Below are 17,308 nucleotides of genomic sequence, written 5' to 3' on the forward strand. Positions count from 1 at the left end.
CTTGTCTAGTGATAACAGCTTAGGTTAACAATAATTTATGCTTGTACGTATTGTTGGCGATCACCTAACCAACGGTGAATGATGCCATCAACATTATCAGGGACTTGTTGCATGACATATGCGGCTAACTTTTGCGTATTTTCAATTAAATACTGGTCTCTGACCAAGTCGGCAATTTTCATCTCTGCGAGCCCTGTTTGACGTGTACCGAGGACTTCACCTGGGCCACGAATTTCTAAATCTTTTTGTGCAATCACAAAGCCATCACTGCTTTCGCGTAACACCCCTAAACGTTTGGTCGCCGTTTGCGATAAAGGCGCTTTATAGAGTAATACACAGTGACTGGCAATCGAGCCACGCCCCACGCGGCCACGCAACTGATGCAATTGTGCTAAGCCTAAACGTTCAGGGTTTTCGATAATCATTAAGCTGGCATTGGGCACATCCACACCGACTTCAATCACTGTGGTTGCTACTAATAAATGTAGCTCACCTGCTTTAAATTGGGCCATTATTTGTTGCTTCTCAGCGCTTTTCATTCGCCCATGAACTAGGCCTATTTTAAGCTCTGGTAGTAAACGACTGAGTTCTTCGGCTGTATCTTCAGCGGCTTGGCACTCGAGCACTTCAGACTCTTCAATTAAGGTACAGACCCAATAAATTTGTCGATTGTCATTTAGCGCAGCTTGTTTCACTCGCTCAATCACTTGATCACGGCGATTATCACTGATGGCGACAGTAGATACTGGCGTTCGACCAGGTGGCAACTCATCAATCACCGAGGTTTCTAAATCGGCGTAAGCCGTCATAGCGAGAGTACGGGGAATAGGTGTCGCCGTCATAATTAACTGATGAGGATGAAAACCTTGGCTAACGCCTTTTTCGCGCAAGCCTAAACGTTGATGCACCCCAAAACGGTGTTGCTCATCAATGATAATTACTGCGAGTTTATTAAAGCTAACTTGCTCTTGGAAAATGGCGTGAGTGCCAATCACCATTTGCGCGCTGCCATCTGCGATGTCCGCTAACGATTGCGCTCTTGCTTTGCCTTTTAATTTTCCTGCAAGCCAGCCAATTTTTAGCCCCAGTGGCTCAAACCATGCAGCAAAGTTAACCGCGTGTTGTTCTGCCAGCAATTCTGTGGGCGCCATCATAGCGACTTGGTAGCCATTTTCTATTGCTTGTAGCGCCGCGAGCGCCGCGACTAAGGTTTTTCCGGAGCCAACATCCCCTTGCACTAAACGCATCATTGGGGTGGGTTGTTCGATATCACGGCTAATATCAGCGCCGACTCGTTGTTGTGCGCCTGTCGGCTTAAATGGCAATGCTTTCAAAAATGGATTTAGCAACTGACCTGTAGCGGGCAAGGTCACCGCCTTATCAAGGTTATTACGCTGACGTAGTTTCAGCATACTTAAGTTATGTGCCAGTAATTCTTCTTGCACTAAGCGCTGCTGAGCGGGGTGCATACCCAGCTCTAAATCAGACTGTTCAATGTCGTTTGGGGGGCGATGAATGAGGTGAAGCGCGCGGCCAATGCTCATATTGTTGGGCTGCAACTCGCTAGGCAATAACTCGGTTAATCCACCTTGTGTTAATTGATTTAAGGCTTGTTCGGTCAGTTTAATCCAGCTGGCTTGCTTCAGGCCTTCAGTGGATGGATAAATAGGCGTAAGCGAATCACTCAAAGCTGGGTTTTCACCTTCTTTGATGATTTTATATTCGGGATGAATGATCTCGAAGTGACGTTTGCCACGTTTTATTTCGCCATAAGCACGAATGATGGCGCCGTTTTGCATGCCATTACGTTGGGCAACTGAGAAGTTGAAAAAGCGCAGAGTTAGCATGCCGCTGTCATCAGCTATGGTGCAGGTCAGCATACGCCTGCGACCGGGCACGATTTGGGTCGAAACGATTTCAGCTTCAACAGTGCCGTACATGGCTGGGTATAGACTGGCAATGGGATAGATTTGGGTGCGGTCTTCATAGCGCATAGGCAAATGAAACAGTACATCTTGCACTGTTTTAATACCCAGTTTTTCGAGCTTTTCGGCGACTTTTTTCGCGACGCCTTTTAAGTCGGTTATAGGAACCTGATCCAATGGTTGCAAATCCACAATGCCTTTATAGTGTCTGGTAACGACTTTATTTACGGTTTATCTCATTTTGCGCTTAGCAGGCAAAGAGAGTTATCCAAAGAGTTATACAACTCACTTTGCAGCGTTAATCACTGCTAGGGACAATAGTACTGTAAATATATACAGATGTATGGCTTATCTTAGCAGAGTTTTAAAACAAGGCAATAATATTACCTGATTCTATGCTAAGCGACTCTATAACCAGCCTTTTTGTTTAGCAATCCGCGCAGCATCAATGCGATTGGTGGCATTTAGCTTACTGATGGCTTCGGACAGGTAATTACGTAATGTGCCTTCGGCAATAAATAATTGTGCTGCGATATCACTGGTTGATAAGCCTTCGCTGGCAAGCCTTAAGGCTTTGCGCTCTTTATCATTGAGTGGATCGATATCGCCAATTGCGCTGATCGCCAATTCGGGATCAATAACCTTTTTACCTGACATCACCTGCTTAATGGCTGACAGTAAGCTCTCGGTTGGGGCATCTTTAAGTAAAAAACCTTCAACCCCAGCGGTTAGTGCGCGCTTTATGTAACCCGCACGGCCAAAGGTTGTCAGGATAATAATCTTAGTTTTATGGGATGAGTCAGCTTGATATTGCTGCAGCCATTGTGCGAGTTCGAGCCCCGTATGTTGTGGCATCTCAATATCACTGAGCAGTAAATCAAAGGACTGCTGTTTTAATAATGCCATCGCTTGGGCGCCATCTTCGGCTTCGGTGACTTCTACCTTACCGAGTGCGGCATCGTCTGTCAGGGTTAGCAATGCAGAAAGTGCCCCACGCACCATAGCTTGATCTTCTGCCAGTAAAATTCTCATTCAACCACGTCCTTGTCTTGTGCTATTTGTTGGGCTGAAAGTGGTAAAGAAATCATGAATCGATAACCCTCTTCCGTAGTGTAATTAAACTCACCTGATAACAACTCGACTCGTTCTCTGATTCCTTTAAGCCCGTTGCCTTCAATGATCTCCTTAGTCGATGCATTGTCGCTAAAGCTAATGCTCAGTTGTTCATCTTCATGGGCGAACTGCCATACACATTCAGTGGCATTGCCATGTTTAATTGTATTATTGACCAATTCGGTGAACATTAACCCTAATTGTGATTCTTGTAATGCAGGCATCTTGGGTAATGTCCCTTTTAGATGCACTTCAATACTTTGTTCACGCAGTAACCCCGTTAACTGCTGCAGCGTATCGGTCAGCCCTTTATGTTTATAGTCCGATACCGTCTGACGTATTTGGCTTAGGCTTTCACGAGCAATATCGGCGAGTTGACTCAAGTGCTGTTGGGCTAAAGGCAAATTTCCTGTTTCAACTAATTTTTCAGCCAGCTGGGCTTTAAGGGCAATAGACGACAAGTTGTGACCCATAATGTCATGTAAATCACGGGCAATACGTTCTCGTTCTAACGCTGTTGCTAGGCTGGCTATTTCATCGCTTGATTGACGCTGCTGACGTCTCACTCGCTCATTATTGTGCTCAATCACGCCAAGTAATCCCACGACAAACATGATGAGCATGCCATAGAGCGGGAAGTAATAGGCTTCAAATCCAATCAGAAAATCCAGTGTCCACAACCATCCAGATAAAATGAAAAAACAGAATACTGCGGTGCGAAGCGAATAGAAAAAACCAATAAAAAAGGCGGCAAAACTGAAAAGTGAAATGGCACCACTGGTAAATGGTGCTGCAACACTGGCGGTAAGTAGCATTAACCCAATGGGGTAAATGGCTTTAGCTGAGGCGCTTTTAAATGCCCAATAGTAACTGTAAACAAAAGGGATTAGGAGTAACAAACTCACGCTGATACGTAATACGTCGTCCCGCATAAACCACAATGGGATGAAGTAAAAAATCAAGTTAAGTAAGTATACCCAAGCTGTTTTTTGCTTATAGTCACGTTCAGGTTGAATTGTGTCGCTGTTGGTCATTTTCTGGTGAACCTTTCCTTGCTCAATTTGCTGGGCTAATCGTTGATGATTCATAACCTCTCCTTGCTGAGTTAGCATACAGTAGCAGATTAAAAACCTGCAACTGTATGCTCGTTTTACACTATCAAGCAGTTTGACGTTACTCGTCAGCCGCTTAAGTCACTCAAATTGTGTGAATACTGGGATTTATTAATACTGCTGCGCTGAAGTCGGTGGATTAAGTAAAAAATTAGCCCAGCTATAGTTAGGGTCAATATCGATAGCCTGCTGCCAGTCTTGCTCGGCATCTTGTTGATTACCTAACTCTTGCTGAGCAAGTCCGCGCCACGTATAAGCTTCGCTGTGTCCCCAACAAATGTCATCACATGGACTTTGGAAGCGCTCGATAGCAACAGAGGCATATTGTTTTGCTTTATCCATACCGCCGCCATATTGAGTCGGTGTGTAATAAGCGCTCATGGCTTTCACCAATGCAATACGAGGATTATTGGGTTCAATCTGTTCAGCTTGCGCGAGTAGAGTGCCAGCTTTCATGCCCAATGTTTGCCCCTTCGTTGGATCATTTGAAATTTGCATGCCATACACTGATGCGAGTAATGCCATTGACTCAACATCATCTTCACGGCCAAGAATATTTTCGAGAGTGGTTTGAGCTTCATCTAATGAGCGCTTGAACATGCCACGCTGTCCGACAATATTCGCGGTAATTGCGGTGCGATATTCTGCGTAAGCATGTTCGTAATCCACGCTTTGTTCGCTGATTTGTTTAAGCTCATTTATGTTCATCGCGTTTGCTGCTGAATCAATTGCGCTAATATCTGCCATGCTACTTTGGCTGACTAATGAAAGGGTGACTGCAATAAATAATGTTTTCATGATTAACTCCGTTTATTCAATTAAAGGTTTGTTGCTTCGGAGTTAGTATCTAAGAATGGGCGTAAACTGTGCAGGCACAAACGTCATCAGTTTGAGGTGACAAATGTCATCAGTGAAAACATTCGATATCAAGTGATAAGCAAAAGCGGTAGTAATGACTAACAAAAACGCCAGCCTATCGGGTTAATAGGCTGGCGTTCATTAACGGTATTGGGAAGCTTATAAATCTCTAAGCCTGTCAGGCTTATACTTGTACGATCAGGTAGCCGATATAGCCAAGATAACTGAGAACTAATACAACAGCCTCACGGCGACCAATCCGTAAACCTGTGTAAGCAAATGGCAGCAATACTACGGCAAGTGCGATCATCGTTATCCAATCAATCGAGCTTATCTCGCTGTTTAATATTGGATGGATCAAGGCGGTAACCCCTAATATACCAAGAATATTAAATAGGTTTGAGCCAATCACATTACCAATGGCAATATCACTTTCACCTTTCATTGCCGCAACAATGGAGGTGACTAATTCTGGCATGCTAGTACCAATAGCGACGATAGTTAAACCAATAATAACTTCACTAATACCAAATGACTTAGCCATGGCTACTGCGCCATCAACAAATAATATTCCGCCACCTACAAGCATTGAAATACCAATAATAATTAAGGCTATCGACAACCAGTTACTTTGCGCATTAACTGCTAAACCATCTTCATTGCTTTGTTTATCAGCGGTGATATAGCTAAAAGACAGGTAACCGATTAATAAACAGGTCAGCAGCATTCCATCCCAAAAGCTTAAGCCGCCATCGAGTAACAAACTCCAAAATAGCAGTGATGCGGCAATCATAATAGGAATGTCACGACGCACCATTTGTGACTCAATTTTAATCGGGCGTATTAATGCCGTAATACCTAAAATAAGGCCAATATTGGCAATGTTTGAACCAATCACATTGCCTAAAGCTATACCACTATTGCCTGCCAGTGCAGATTTTACACTCACGGCAAGCTCTGGTGCACTGGTACCAAAGGCTACAATAGTCAAACCGATAATTAAGGGGGTTAGTCCTAGCTTTAGTGCAATTTGACTTGCACCACGCACAAGGGCTTCAGCCCCAATAGTTAGGATGACAAAACCACCAATAATCGATAATAGAATTAACATGAACAAGGCTCACAAATGGGTTAAATCAAAAAGGATGGCAAGCATAGGTATTTTTTAATAATACGCAATCTAATTTATCCAATCGAGTGATTAAAATTCATTAATTCAACCAATAAAAAAGCACACAATGATGTGTGCTTTTAAGTGTTATAAATCGGCGTGGTTACGCAAGGAAATTACAGTTCATCTTCCCAGACCACTTTAGCACCGCGTACACCATCAACTTTGGCACTAAACTGCTTTTCAAGCACATGACGCTTAATTTTTAATGTCGGCGTAAGGGCATCGTTTTCGACAGTCCATGGCTCTTTGACTATCACAACGGCATCGACATGTTCGTGTGACTCAAGATTAGGGTTGATGCTATCAAGCGTTGCTTTGAGTGACGAGCGCACTTCTTCACGAGGCTGAAGAGCTGAACCTTCTGATAACTGCACTAAGGCAACAGGGTGCGGTAAACCTGAACCAATAACACACAATAATTCAATATGAGAATCCTGTGCTAACTTACGCTCAATTGGCACTGGCGCCACATACTTACCTTTAGACGTCTTGAAGTTATCTTTAACGCGGCCAGTAATTGAAATGTAGCCATCTTCATCGATTTCACATAAATCACCCGTATGGAAAAAGCCGTCTTCATCAAAACAGGCTTTAGTGGCTTCTTCTTGTTTGTAATAACCCGTCATTAAGCCAGGGCTTTTCACCATTAATTCACCATCGTCAGTACGACGTACTTGGCAACCTTCAACAGGGCGGCCTACAGTGCCGATTTTAGTGGCATCAAATGGGAAGTTAATAATGGAATAAGCACAATTCTCGGTCATGCCCCAAGCTTCTGAGATATTCATACCGATTTTGTTGTACCACTCTAATTGAGTTGGCGGAATTGGCGCAGAACCTGAACCTAATAAACGACAATGCTCGAGTCCCAAACCTTTTTGAATTTTGCGTTTTACTAGGCTGCTAATAATTGGCAGCTTAAGTAAGAAATTCAGTTTCGCTTCGCCCGCTTTATTAATAATGTTGAGCTGAAATAGCGTCCACAAACGCGGCACTGAGAAAAATACCGTTGGTCTGCATCGCTGAACATCGGCAACAAACGAGTCTAAACTTTCAACAAAAGCCACTGAAGAGCCTGAATAGAAAGAAGAACCTTGAATCGCCACACGTTCAGTAATGTGCGCTAAAGGTAGGTAAGAAAGTAATCGATCAGCCGTATTGGTTTTTAAATCGCGTACTACAGCTTCGCAAGTCCAGCCGTAGCTGCCAAAGGTTTGCATGGCACCTTTTGGCTTACCTGTTGAACCTGACGTGTAAATCAGGGTCATCATATCTTCAGCTGACGGAGTAGGCGCATCTACTAATGGCGTGCCTAATTGAACAAACTTTTCCCAGTGGTACTGAGCTGGCATAGTTTCATATGGCATCGAAATACGTAGGATTTCACCGCCGACACCGGCTTCTTGATCTGCCCAGTAATCTAACTTACCGGTGAAAATAGCTTTTGCACCGCTATGTTCAAGGACATAACGAATCGTTTCAGCGTTAGCGGTAGGGTAAATAGGCACACTGATATAGCCGCCGTGCATTAAGGCTAAATCGGTAATAAACCACTCTGCGCAGTTTTTTGAGAGTACAGCGATTTTGTCACCAGGCTCTAAACCTAAATGACGCAGTGCACCTGCGACTTGCTGTACTTTTTGTTGTACTTCACGCCATGTAAAGTCAACGTATTGACCGTTAATTGGTTGACGTAAGTATACTTCGTCGCCTTGAGTCTCAACCCAGTGCGATAACATTTCTACTGGTGTTTTCATTAGATTTTCCATCGACAATTCCGTGTTCGTTTTTGTTTTAATGTAGGACGTACATATTTCAATGTCATTAACGCAATAATCTATTGTAATCCTATTGAATATCTAATCAGTTCAGACCAGTCTCAATTCGCTATAGATTAGTTTTATGCAGTAAAAGCGAATAGCCAATACTGAATGTTAAAACTAAAAAGCGTACCTTGATCAGCCCCCAGTGAACGATAAGATATTCAATACGATCGGTATCAGTATGGCTTTATAAAGATACCTGCGCAAACGATAACCTATAAAATTTAGGCAATTACGACTAATAAACTAGCAGGTTTTGCTGAAAAGTGAACCGGTATCGAGTAATAACTCTAATAAAAAAGGCGCCAATAGGCGCCTGTAGTGGAAAAGTCGGTTTGTGACCTAGATCTCCATTATTCCATCCATTTCGACTAAAGAGTCTTTTGGCAGTTGTTTTACGCCAATAGCAGCACGTGCTGGGTAAGGTTGAGTGAAGTAACGTGCCATGATTTCATTCACAGTTGCAAAGTGAGATAAGTCAGTCAGGAAGATATTAAGCTTAACGATATCTGCCATACTGCCGCCTGCCGCTTCGGTAACAGCTGTTAAGTTTTCAAATACTTGAACAACTTGTTCTGAAAAGTCATCGCTAACCATTTGCATGGTGCTTGGTACAAGTGGGATTTGGCCAGACAGGTAAACAGTGCTACCTACTTTTACAGCTTGAGAATATGTGCCAATTGCTTGTGGAGCTTTATCAGTTGCGATAATGATTTTTTCTGCCATGACGCCCTCTGGGTAATTTAAATTAGATGCAAGCAAACCTAAGCCTGAATCTTATAAAAGAATCATTCAGCTTAGGTAGTTGCTTTAATCTTACTAGCGATTACGTGAGGTACGCAAGACTTCCGGTAATACACGAATACGGCGCATTACATTGGCGAGGTGAACACGGTCGTCGACCGAGATACGTAGGTTGATGAGATAAACTCGGCCATCACGTTCTTCAGTGCTCAAGTTATGAATATTTGAGCCTGCAGCTGCGATGATATTGGTGATTTTTGCTAATGCGCCTTGATGATTCACAATCTCAACACGTAGATTTGCTTGGTAAGTTTCGCCTTCGACGTTATCCCAATGAACAGGAATATACTTGTCAGGCTCACCTTGGTAACCACGAATGTTGGCGCAGTTTTCCATGTGGACCACTAAGCCTTTACCTGGACTTACGTGAGCAACAACCGCATCACCTGGAATAGGGCGACAACAGTTAGCAAAGGTCACTAACATGCCTTCAGCGCCACGGATTGGCATCAAGTGCTCTTCAGTGTCGTCATCTTTATCAGTAGTCGTCAGCTTTTGACCTAACAAACGCTGAGCAATCACAATACTCATGGCGTTGCCTAAACCGATATCAGCCAGCAATGAATTTAAATCGTCATGCTTGGTTTCTGAAATCACTTTATTGAGTTGTTCAGGGTCAATGCTATCAAGCTTGGTTTCACCCAAAGCGTGATTCAATAGGCGTTTACCTAGTGCTACAGCATCGTCACTGGTTAAGCTCTTTAACACTTGGCGTATTTTGCCGCGCGCTTTACCTGTAACCACAAAGTTTAGCCACGCCGCATTCGGGCGAGCACCTTTAGCAGTAATAATCTCAACGGTTTGACCGGAGATTAATGGCTGACTTAACGGATATGCTTGACGGTTAACGCGTGCGCCAACACAGGTATTACCTACATCGGTGTGGACTTCGTAAGCAAAATCGACTGCTGTTGAGTTAACGGGTAATTCTAAAATACGGCCTTCTGGGGTGAAGACGTAAATTTCTTCTGGGAATAGTTCGGTCTTAACGTTTTCCACAAACTCAAACGAACTGCTGGCGCTTTGTTGCAGCTCCAGCAAGCTTTGCATCCACTTATGGGCGCGAATTTGAGTGGTACTTTGTTGCGAACTATTGGTGCCGCTCTTATACATCCAGTGAGCAGCAACCCCTTTATCCGCCATGAGATCCATTTCTTCAGTACGAATTTGTACTTCAACAGGAACCGCATGAGGGCCAAATAATGAGGTATGCAATGATTGGTAACCATTGGCTTTAGGTATGGCAATATAATCTTTAAAGCGGCCAGGGTGTGGCTTATAAAGACCATGCATAGCACCTAACACGCGGTAACAGGTATCAATGGTATCGACCATGACTCTGAACGCATAGATGTCCATGACTTCTTGAAACTGCAGTTCTTTATTACTCATCTTACGATAGATGGAATAAAGGTTTTTCTCACGACCTTTGACAGTGCCTTTAATACCAGCATCTTCAAGGCGAGTCGTAATAGCACCTTCAATACTATTAATCAGTTCTTTTCTATTACCACGGGCTGCTTTGACGACTTCTTTAAGCACACGATAACGCATTGGATAATAGGCTTGGAAACCTAAATCCTCTAACTCGCTTTTGATATTATGAATACCAAGACGGTTGGCGATCGGAGCATAAATTTCTAAGGTTTCGCGGGCAATACGACGACGTTTGTCAGGACGTAATGCACCCAAAGTGCGCATGTTATGCGTTCTGTCTGCAAGTTTGATTAGAATAACGCGGATATCCTGCGTCATTGCCATCATCATCTTGCGGAAGTTTTCAGCTTGGGCTTCTTTTTTATCGCGGAACTTAATTTTGTCGAGCTTTGACACGCCTTCGACAAGTTCAGCCACAGTAACGCCGAATAACTCAGTGAGTTCTTCTTTGGTAACTGGGGTGTCTTCGATGGTGTCATGGAGCAGGGCTGCCATTAATGTCTCGTGATCGAGACGCATGTCAGCCACGATGCGGGCAACCGCAACGGGATGGGTAATATAAGGCTCGCCACTTGTGCGCATTTGCCCTTCATGGGCATCACGCGCAACAATATACGCCTGCTTGAGTAACTCTACTTGCGCGGGTTCTAAATAACCTGACGCAGACTCCTTTAGACCTTCAAACAGATACAAGTGGCGCTACTCCTTAAAGCGTACGGCCTTCAGCAATTGCAGCTACTGCAGCAATTTCAGCGGCTTCACGTTCGCGAACAGTTTGACGCTCATCAGCGTCTAAAGTGTTAGAGGTGACTAAGCCTAATTCGATTTCGCGTAAAGCGATAACCGTTGGCTTATCATTCATCTCTTCTACCATTGGGTCTTTACCTTGCACAGCGATTTGGCGTGCACGACGCGCTGCAACCAGGATCATATCAAAACGGTTGCCGATTTGTTCTACGGCGTCTTCTACAGTTACGCGAGCCATGTGGTGAAACTCCAGTGTTATATATGGGAAAAAATGACGCAAAATTGTACACTATGACAATTAATCTGCCAACAGATCGTTTATCATATCATTGTGAGTATGGATCTGACTAGCACAGGTTGATCTTTGACTGCGAATGATCGCACAAAGATCGCCTAAAGCGACGTCAAAATCATCATTAACAATAATATAATCTGCATCTTTATAGTGTGACATTTCTGATACGGCTTCAGCCATACGTCCATCAATGACTTCTTGACTGTCTTGACCGCGACCAGTTAGGCGACGTTCAAGCTCAGCTCTAGAAGGAGGTAAAATAAATACCCCAATCGCGTCAGGCATCAATTTTTTAGCTTGTTCGGCGCCTTGCCAATCAATATCTAAAAACACATCAATACCGTTCGCTAATGTTTGTTCAATAACCGTGCGGGATGTGCCGTAGTAATTACCAAACACTTCCGCCCATTCAAAAAAAGCTTCATCAGCGATAAGTGCTTTAAATTCTTCAACCGAAACAAAGTGATAATGTTGACCATTAACTTCACCTGGACGCGGTTTACGGGTGGTGTGTGACACAGACACTTGCATGTCGCTAGGTTTATCTTTTAGTAATGCAGAGATAAGTGAAGACTTACCGGCGCCACTTGGGGCAGACACAATAAATAGATTTCCATGAGCGCTCATAGTGCAATTTCCAACCAGATTATTTATCAGGGCGAGTATTATACTCAAAGCGATAAAATTTGCGAGATACGTGAAGGATAAAAGTGCACAAATCTGAGCTTTGAAAAAACAGATTTAATGCAGCGCCATTGTTTGCTAAGGCCTTTGTGGCATGCGCTTAACCCCCAGATAGACTGAAATTAACCTTAATTAAAAAGCAGACTGATTAAGCTTTCGAGCCGATTTAAGTTCAAATTGACATTTTTAGAATTTTTTAAGCCATTTTTTGGTGGTTTCACTGACTTTGGCGGTGAAATTGTTTAGTCTGCCAACAGATCATTTTTTAGATATTAGGATTTCTTGTGTCATTCGCATCCTTATTTTGTCGTCAAGGTCGAGACAACGGCCTAAGAGCTATCGCTATTCAAATAAGTTGTTTAGTGTTGGTATTACTCATCTCGCTATTATTTGCCAATACCGTTGTGACCTTAATCGCAGCTGTCATTGCGATACCTGTTTGTGCCCTAAGCTGTTTACGCCGTTTACGAGACGCCGCTAAACCTAGCTCTCTTGTCGCTGTGCCTGTGACTTTATTAATACTCTTTAGTTTATCGCTAAGCCTTAGTTTCCCCGCAGTTGTATCCAGTGTGCTGTTTATACTTGGCGTAGCGGTGGCTACTGGGTTTGGCTGGTTTGCTGATTCTAAAACGAATCAACGTAAAACAGTCTATGTGCAAGGCTATAACGGCCCGCATAACAAAGATGATGCAGGCCATGGGCACGCACGCCGAAGAAGAGAGCCAACCATTGGTGAGCAAAACCAAAGTAGCTTTAATACTGAGGACGTTGACAGTGGAAGTGACGCCAGCTTTTACGATGAAGAGCATGGATATGAGCCAGGTTACCAACAAGAAGCCGTATATAAAGAAACGCCAACGGCAGCAAACCATAGTGAGATACCTGAAGATAGTGAATCCCAATACGGCGCAGATGACAAACCAAGTTATCGGGTTGATCGCGGTGCACTAGAGTCTGGTTCATTGTCTGAATTACTTAAATCTTGGCTGATTTGGGCACAGGGCAATCAAAAAATGTTGATAATGGTCGCTAAAGGCTTAGGCGTTGTCCTAGCAATAAGCATTATTATCTATTTGATCAGTTTGCTATTTACCGGCGAAGAAGTAGAGCAAGCACCATTAGAAACAGCCCCGATTGAAGAGCCTGTTGCCATTAACGACACCACAAGGGTTAAATTACCCGATGGTTTTTGGTTAATTCTTGAAGATGAAGTATTAGTACTTCGCTGGTTAGGCGACGAAGGCGACGCACAATCTATTTGGCGACTTGATACCGCAGAAGGTGATAAGCGCTGTGCTGACATGACCTTTAATGATGGCAGCAAGTTTAGGCCAATGCAGGTCGATTTAATGGCTGACAGTGGCACAGAAGCCAGATTCTCACCATTAGATAATAGCCGCATTATTAATAATGTCGCCATGCGTGGCAGCTTTAAATTATGTGGCTATAACTTTAGCTTGAAAGGCAGCCAAGCCACGCTATCAAGTCAACCTGCCTTTGAGAAATACATTAAAGGTTTATGATAGAAAACATCGCGAATTACACTAAACGGTGTTAATTCGCGAGTAAATGTCTTTGTAAGTAAGTGTTGTGGTTTATATCAATCGTATTAAACTGTCTCGCTCGCAATGAAAAGATATGGAGAGTTGGGTGGTTGAGTTTATTAGGCAAACGATTTTGCCTTTGTATGGAATTAATGATGAACATGCGAGTATTTCGCCGTTAGGCAATGGCCATATTAACCAAACTTACTTAGTAAGATGGGCAACAGGCCAGATAGTGCTACAAAAAATTAATACCACAGTGTTTACTGAGCCTGAAGTGTTAATCGAAAATGCCGCTAAAGTCAGCCATCACCTCATTCAAAAAGCCAACAATGGTGAGTATCAGCTCGATGTGATTTCTCCGGTAGTGCTAAAAGACGGTCGCTTATCTGCCGATTTAGGCGATAAAGGATTTTGGCGCGCCATCAGCTATTTAGCTAACAGCCACACTATTGAAGTCGTAACTAATCAAGCAGAAGCCAAAATGGCCGCTAGTGCCTTTGGGCATTTCGCCCATGCATTAAGTGATTTAGATGCTAATAGCCTAAATGATGTTATTCCTAATTTTTTAAATCTCCCGCAGCGTATTACTCAGCTTAAACAAGCAATAGCAGATGATAAGTCAGCACGATTGGTTGATTGCCGCGAATGGGCAGAGCTTGTCTTGTCGCAGCAAAGCTTGTTTGATGAGCTTAAGCACGTGGAAAGTCAGCTGCCACTTCGTATTTGCCATAACGACACCAAAATCAACAATATGCTGTTTGATAAGCGTGATATGTCGAGCATGGCAGTCATCGATATCGACACCTGCATGAAAGGCTACTTAATGTATGACTTTGGTGACATGGTGCGCGCGTTTTGCTCGCCAGAGGAAGAAGACTCAACAGCGCTTGATAAAGTCATTGCACGACCAGAAATTATCAAAGCGGCTTGTGAAGCCTATACCGAGCAATTGGCAGATATTCTCACCCCGCTTGAAAAGCGCAGCCTTTGGTTAGGCATTAAAGTGATGGCACTCATGTTGGGTTCTCGCTTTTTAGCCGACCATTTAAATGGTGACGTGTACTTTGGTATTCATCGCGAAGGTCATAACCTAGATCGCGCAGCTAACCAGCTTACCGTATTCAAAAGTTTAGTCGCACAAGAGTCGTCACTTAAAGCATTTTTTGAATAAGACTTTTTGAATAAGTACCTGATTTAATAAAGGTCTTGTTGGTCAAAAAATCTTGATTAAATTGGCGATTTCGATTATTTAAATCTTCCTTATTTAAAAACATAAAGAGTAAGCAATGAAGTACCAATGGATATTGTTTGACGCAGACGAAACCTTGTTTGATTTCGATATTTTTGCTGGCTTAAAACTCATGTTTTCCCGTTTTGATATCGACTTTGATAACAATGATTTTGCTTTTTATCAGTCGGTAAACAAACAGCTCTGGGTCGATTATCAACAAGGCTTGATTGATGCAGCGCAATTACAACATACGCGTTTTTTACATTGGTCTGAAAAACTTGGGGTTACCACTAAGCGCTTGAACAGTGACTTTTTAGCTGCCATGGCAGACATTTGTCAGCCCTTACCAGGTGCAAAAAAACTGGTATCAAGCTTAGAAGGTAAAGCGACTCTGGGCATTATCACTAATGGTTTGACTGAATTGCAAAATGTACGCCTAGAGCGCACAGGCTTTAAATCTTCATTTGAACATGTGGTGATTTCAGAGCAATTTGGCAAAGCGAAGCCCGATGTGAGCATTTTCGAGCATACCTTTGAGCTCATGGGTAACCCAGATAAAAACACGGTGTTGATGGTGGGTGATAACCTTCATTCAGATATCTTAGGCGGCGTTAACGCTGGCATTGATACTTGCTGGCTTAATCATCACGGTAAAGAGACCGTTGATGGTATTACTCCTACTTTTGAAGTGAAAGATTTGCAGCAACTGCATGATGAGTTGCATGCTGTGAAGTAGGCTGCTCGTCTGTTTAGCATAAAAAGAAGCCACTCGATTGAGTGGCTTCTTTTTGGTAAATCGTTAGCTCGAAGTATTAGCCCGAACTATTAGCTCAAAGTACTAGCTCAAAGTACTAGCTCAAAGTAATAGCGTCAGCCGCTTTAGGAAATGCTTCATGATAAGCAATCATAAAGTCTTCTCTAATGTGTTGTTCTAAATGGGTTGCGCGCTCTGTTGGGCAAAAAATCATTATATGCACCATTTGCTCACCCGCAGGTCCACTATGGATATGAATGTGTGGCTCAGGTCCTGGTAAGTCAACGCCAGCATGTCTTTCGATAATATTGTTATAGCGAGTTGCCACTTCTAAAAAGTCCTCGCAATGCGCTTCAATCTTGCTGGTTAACGCTGGAAACAAAGGGTACAGATTTACAAACTCAACCACAGTAATCGTAAAGCTATGGTAAACATAACGCTTCATGAAATTGAGGTTTTTCACCGCATAACTAAAAAACATGCTGTTAGGGAAGGTGACTGTTTTACCCGTGTAGTGATACTGGCCATGGTGCAAATCGATTTCTTGGATCACCGTTGCCATTAAGTTGTGCTCAATGACCTCACCACAAAGCTTACCCACTTCAATCCAATCCCCAATCACAAATGAGCGAGAACTCGCCCGCTGAATCGAGCCAGTAAAACATAAGATAATTTCTTTAGATGCCACCACAAAGGCAATCGCAATTGCAGTCACTGACAGGGCAAATTTATTGATTTCGGTTTGCCACAATAAAAACAGGATCATGACAATTAAGATAAAAGTGCCATTTTTCGTTCGTGACATCCATTTACGTTGCCCTTCACTGACAAACGCAATATCACCGCGAATTTTAGACACCACAAAGCGTTTAAGCATCGACAGTAATAGGATGATTAATACGGTTACAAACAACTTATAGGTTGCTAAAAAGTCGATGACGATATTCAGTTCTTCCACAACACCCTCTTAAAAAACGGCAACTTAACGACAAAACAGTTAGATAACTCACTTTATCATAGCTATAGACTAAGTCAGCTTTGACCAGTGTTTTTTATTTTAAAAGAGTCAATTGGGGTTGGGTTGGATTGGGAAAGGCTTTAAAGCTTAAAAGTTGAAACCGCACTGGGTGATAAGGTGCGCGGCTTCAACTCAATTGTATGCAGGCTGTTTACTCTTTCAAGAAAATATAGCCTGCTTTTTCAGCGCCCCACACTTGTTTATCGTTACTGTCATAACCGCGATCCCAACTGACAATACTGTCTTTAGTTACCGTGACTTCAGAAGTGGCATAGCTTGCGCCGCGTAGCTGACTTAAGCAGCTTTTCTCATTAGTAGAGCCTGCAAATGATTGTGACTTATCAGACCAAGTTAACAACACAGTGCAGCCTGACTTTTCAGTTAAGTCTTTAGGCGTTAGCTCGCTCAGAGGTGCATCATCTTTATAAACGCCAGCGAAGCTTTTATCGTTTTCAAAGGTATACACTTTACTAGCAAACTCAGTTGCCGATAGTGCAGTGACCTCATAAACCCGCTGCCTGTACGGTTTTTCTAAATGTGTTGCAGCGGCTTGTTCAACATAAAGCCAAGTGGATTTATCCTCGGGCCAAATTTGCACCATATTGAGATGGATATTAAAAAAATCTTTATCACTAATAGATTGCTGTTCGCTATCAAAGTGGCCTTGCATCCACTCAAGTAATAAAGCTTGCTTGTCTTGTTCAGTTGCTTGAGACGTGATTGGCATAAAAGCCAGTGCTGAAAAAGCACTGAAAACCGCAATGCGGCTAAGAGATGTGTTCACAG

15 protein-coding genes are annotated in these 17,308 nt (G+C 43.0%); 3 read left to right on the forward strand and 12 right to left on the reverse strand.

The window, feature by feature from the left end:
- Positions 1-35 precede the first annotated feature (35 nt).
- The 10 genes from recG to gmk all read right to left on the reverse strand — a co-directional run bounded on the left by recG (position 36) and on the right by gmk (position 11,915).
- Positions 36-2,111 (reverse strand): ATP-dependent DNA helicase RecG, encoded by a 2,076-nt coding sequence (gene recG, locus BCU84_RS03955; RefSeq protein ID WP_102526803.1) that lies wholly within the window; start codon positions 2,109-2,111, stop codon positions 36-38.
- A 222-nt stretch (positions 2,112-2,333) separates the two neighbouring features.
- Positions 2,334-2,957, reverse strand: a complete 624-nt coding sequence (locus tag BCU84_RS03960; RefSeq protein WP_102526804.1) for a response regulator transcription factor — start codon at positions 2,955-2,957, stop codon at positions 2,334-2,336.
- Positions 2,954-4,126 carry a sensor histidine kinase gene (locus tag BCU84_RS03965; protein WP_346349200.1) on the reverse strand — a complete coding sequence of 391 codons (1,173 nt, stop codon included), beginning with the start codon at positions 4,124-4,126 and terminating at the stop codon, positions 2,954-2,956. The genes BCU84_RS03960 and BCU84_RS03965 overlap by 4 nt, the downstream gene beginning before the upstream one ends.
- A gap of 135 nt (positions 4,127-4,261) precedes the next feature.
- Positions 4,262-4,948, reverse strand: a complete 687-nt coding sequence (locus tag BCU84_RS03970; protein ID WP_102526805.1) for a tetratricopeptide repeat protein — start codon at positions 4,946-4,948, stop codon at positions 4,262-4,264.
- Positions 4,949-5,192: 244 nt separating this feature from the next.
- Positions 5,193-6,119: a calcium/sodium antiporter gene (locus BCU84_RS03975; RefSeq protein WP_102526806.1), complete on the reverse strand. Its 927-nt coding sequence runs from the start codon at positions 6,117-6,119 to the stop codon at positions 5,193-5,195.
- A gap of 176 nt (positions 6,120-6,295) precedes the next feature.
- The gene (locus tag BCU84_RS03980) at positions 6,296-7,951 is read right to left on the reverse strand and encodes an AMP-binding protein (RefSeq protein ID WP_102526807.1); all 1,656 of its coding nucleotides are present in this window, start codon (positions 7,949-7,951) and stop codon (positions 6,296-6,298) included.
- Positions 7,952-8,347: 396 nt separating this feature from the next.
- Positions 8,348-8,731 (reverse strand): RidA family protein, encoded by a 384-nt coding sequence (locus BCU84_RS03985; RefSeq protein ID WP_102526870.1) that lies wholly within the window; start codon positions 8,729-8,731, stop codon positions 8,348-8,350.
- 93 nt (positions 8,732-8,824) lie between these two features.
- A complete protein-coding gene (gene spoT / locus BCU84_RS03990; RefSeq protein WP_102526808.1) occupies positions 8,825-10,939 on the reverse strand; it encodes a bifunctional GTP diphosphokinase/guanosine-3',5'-bis pyrophosphate 3'-pyrophosphohydrolase in 2,115 nt (704 codons plus the stop codon).
- 13 nt (positions 10,940-10,952) lie between these two features.
- Positions 10,953-11,231: a DNA-directed RNA polymerase subunit omega gene (gene rpoZ / locus BCU84_RS03995; RefSeq protein WP_055025248.1), complete on the reverse strand. Its 279-nt coding sequence runs from the start codon at positions 11,229-11,231 to the stop codon at positions 10,953-10,955.
- Positions 11,232-11,291: 60 nt separating this feature from the next.
- The gene (gene gmk, locus BCU84_RS04000) at positions 11,292-11,915 is read right to left on the reverse strand and encodes a guanylate kinase (RefSeq protein ID WP_102526809.1); all 624 of its coding nucleotides are present in this window, start codon (positions 11,913-11,915) and stop codon (positions 11,292-11,294) included.
- Positions 11,916-12,256: 341 nt separating this feature from the next.
- On the opposite strand from gmk, the gene BCU84_RS04005 reads away from it, so the two are divergent.
- The 3 genes from BCU84_RS04005 to yjjG all read left to right on the forward strand — a co-directional run bounded on the left by BCU84_RS04005 (position 12,257) and on the right by yjjG (position 15,486).
- On the forward strand, positions 12,257-13,495 hold the full coding sequence (locus tag BCU84_RS04005; protein WP_102526810.1) for a hypothetical protein: 1,239 nt from the start codon (positions 12,257-12,259) through the stop codon (positions 13,493-13,495).
- A gap of 127 nt (positions 13,496-13,622) precedes the next feature.
- Complete coding sequence (locus tag BCU84_RS04010) at positions 13,623-14,690, forward strand: aminoglycoside phosphotransferase family protein (protein WP_102526871.1); 1,068 nt, start codon at positions 13,623-13,625, stop codon at positions 14,688-14,690.
- A 115-nt stretch (positions 14,691-14,805) separates the two neighbouring features.
- Positions 14,806-15,486: a pyrimidine 5'-nucleotidase gene (gene yjjG, locus BCU84_RS04015; protein WP_102526811.1), complete on the forward strand. Its 681-nt coding sequence runs from the start codon at positions 14,806-14,808 to the stop codon at positions 15,484-15,486.
- A gap of 115 nt (positions 15,487-15,601) precedes the next feature.
- On the opposite strand, the gene BCU84_RS04020 is transcribed toward yjjG, so the two are convergent.
- On the reverse strand, positions 15,602-16,462 hold the full coding sequence (locus BCU84_RS04020) for a mechanosensitive ion channel family protein (protein WP_102526812.1): 861 nt from the start codon (positions 16,460-16,462) through the stop codon (positions 15,602-15,604).
- Between the two features lie 211 nt (positions 16,463-16,673).
- The gene (locus BCU84_RS04025; protein WP_102526813.1) at positions 16,674-17,306 is read right to left on the reverse strand and encodes a chromophore lyase CpcT/CpeT; all 633 of its coding nucleotides are present in this window, start codon (positions 17,304-17,306) and stop codon (positions 16,674-16,676) included.
- Between the last annotated feature and the right edge of the window lie 2 nt (positions 17,307-17,308).

This window comes from Shewanella sp. 10N.286.51.B7 (assembly GCF_002873615.1).
Lineage (GTDB): Bacteria > Pseudomonadota > Gammaproteobacteria > Enterobacterales > Shewanellaceae > Shewanella > Shewanella electrodiphila.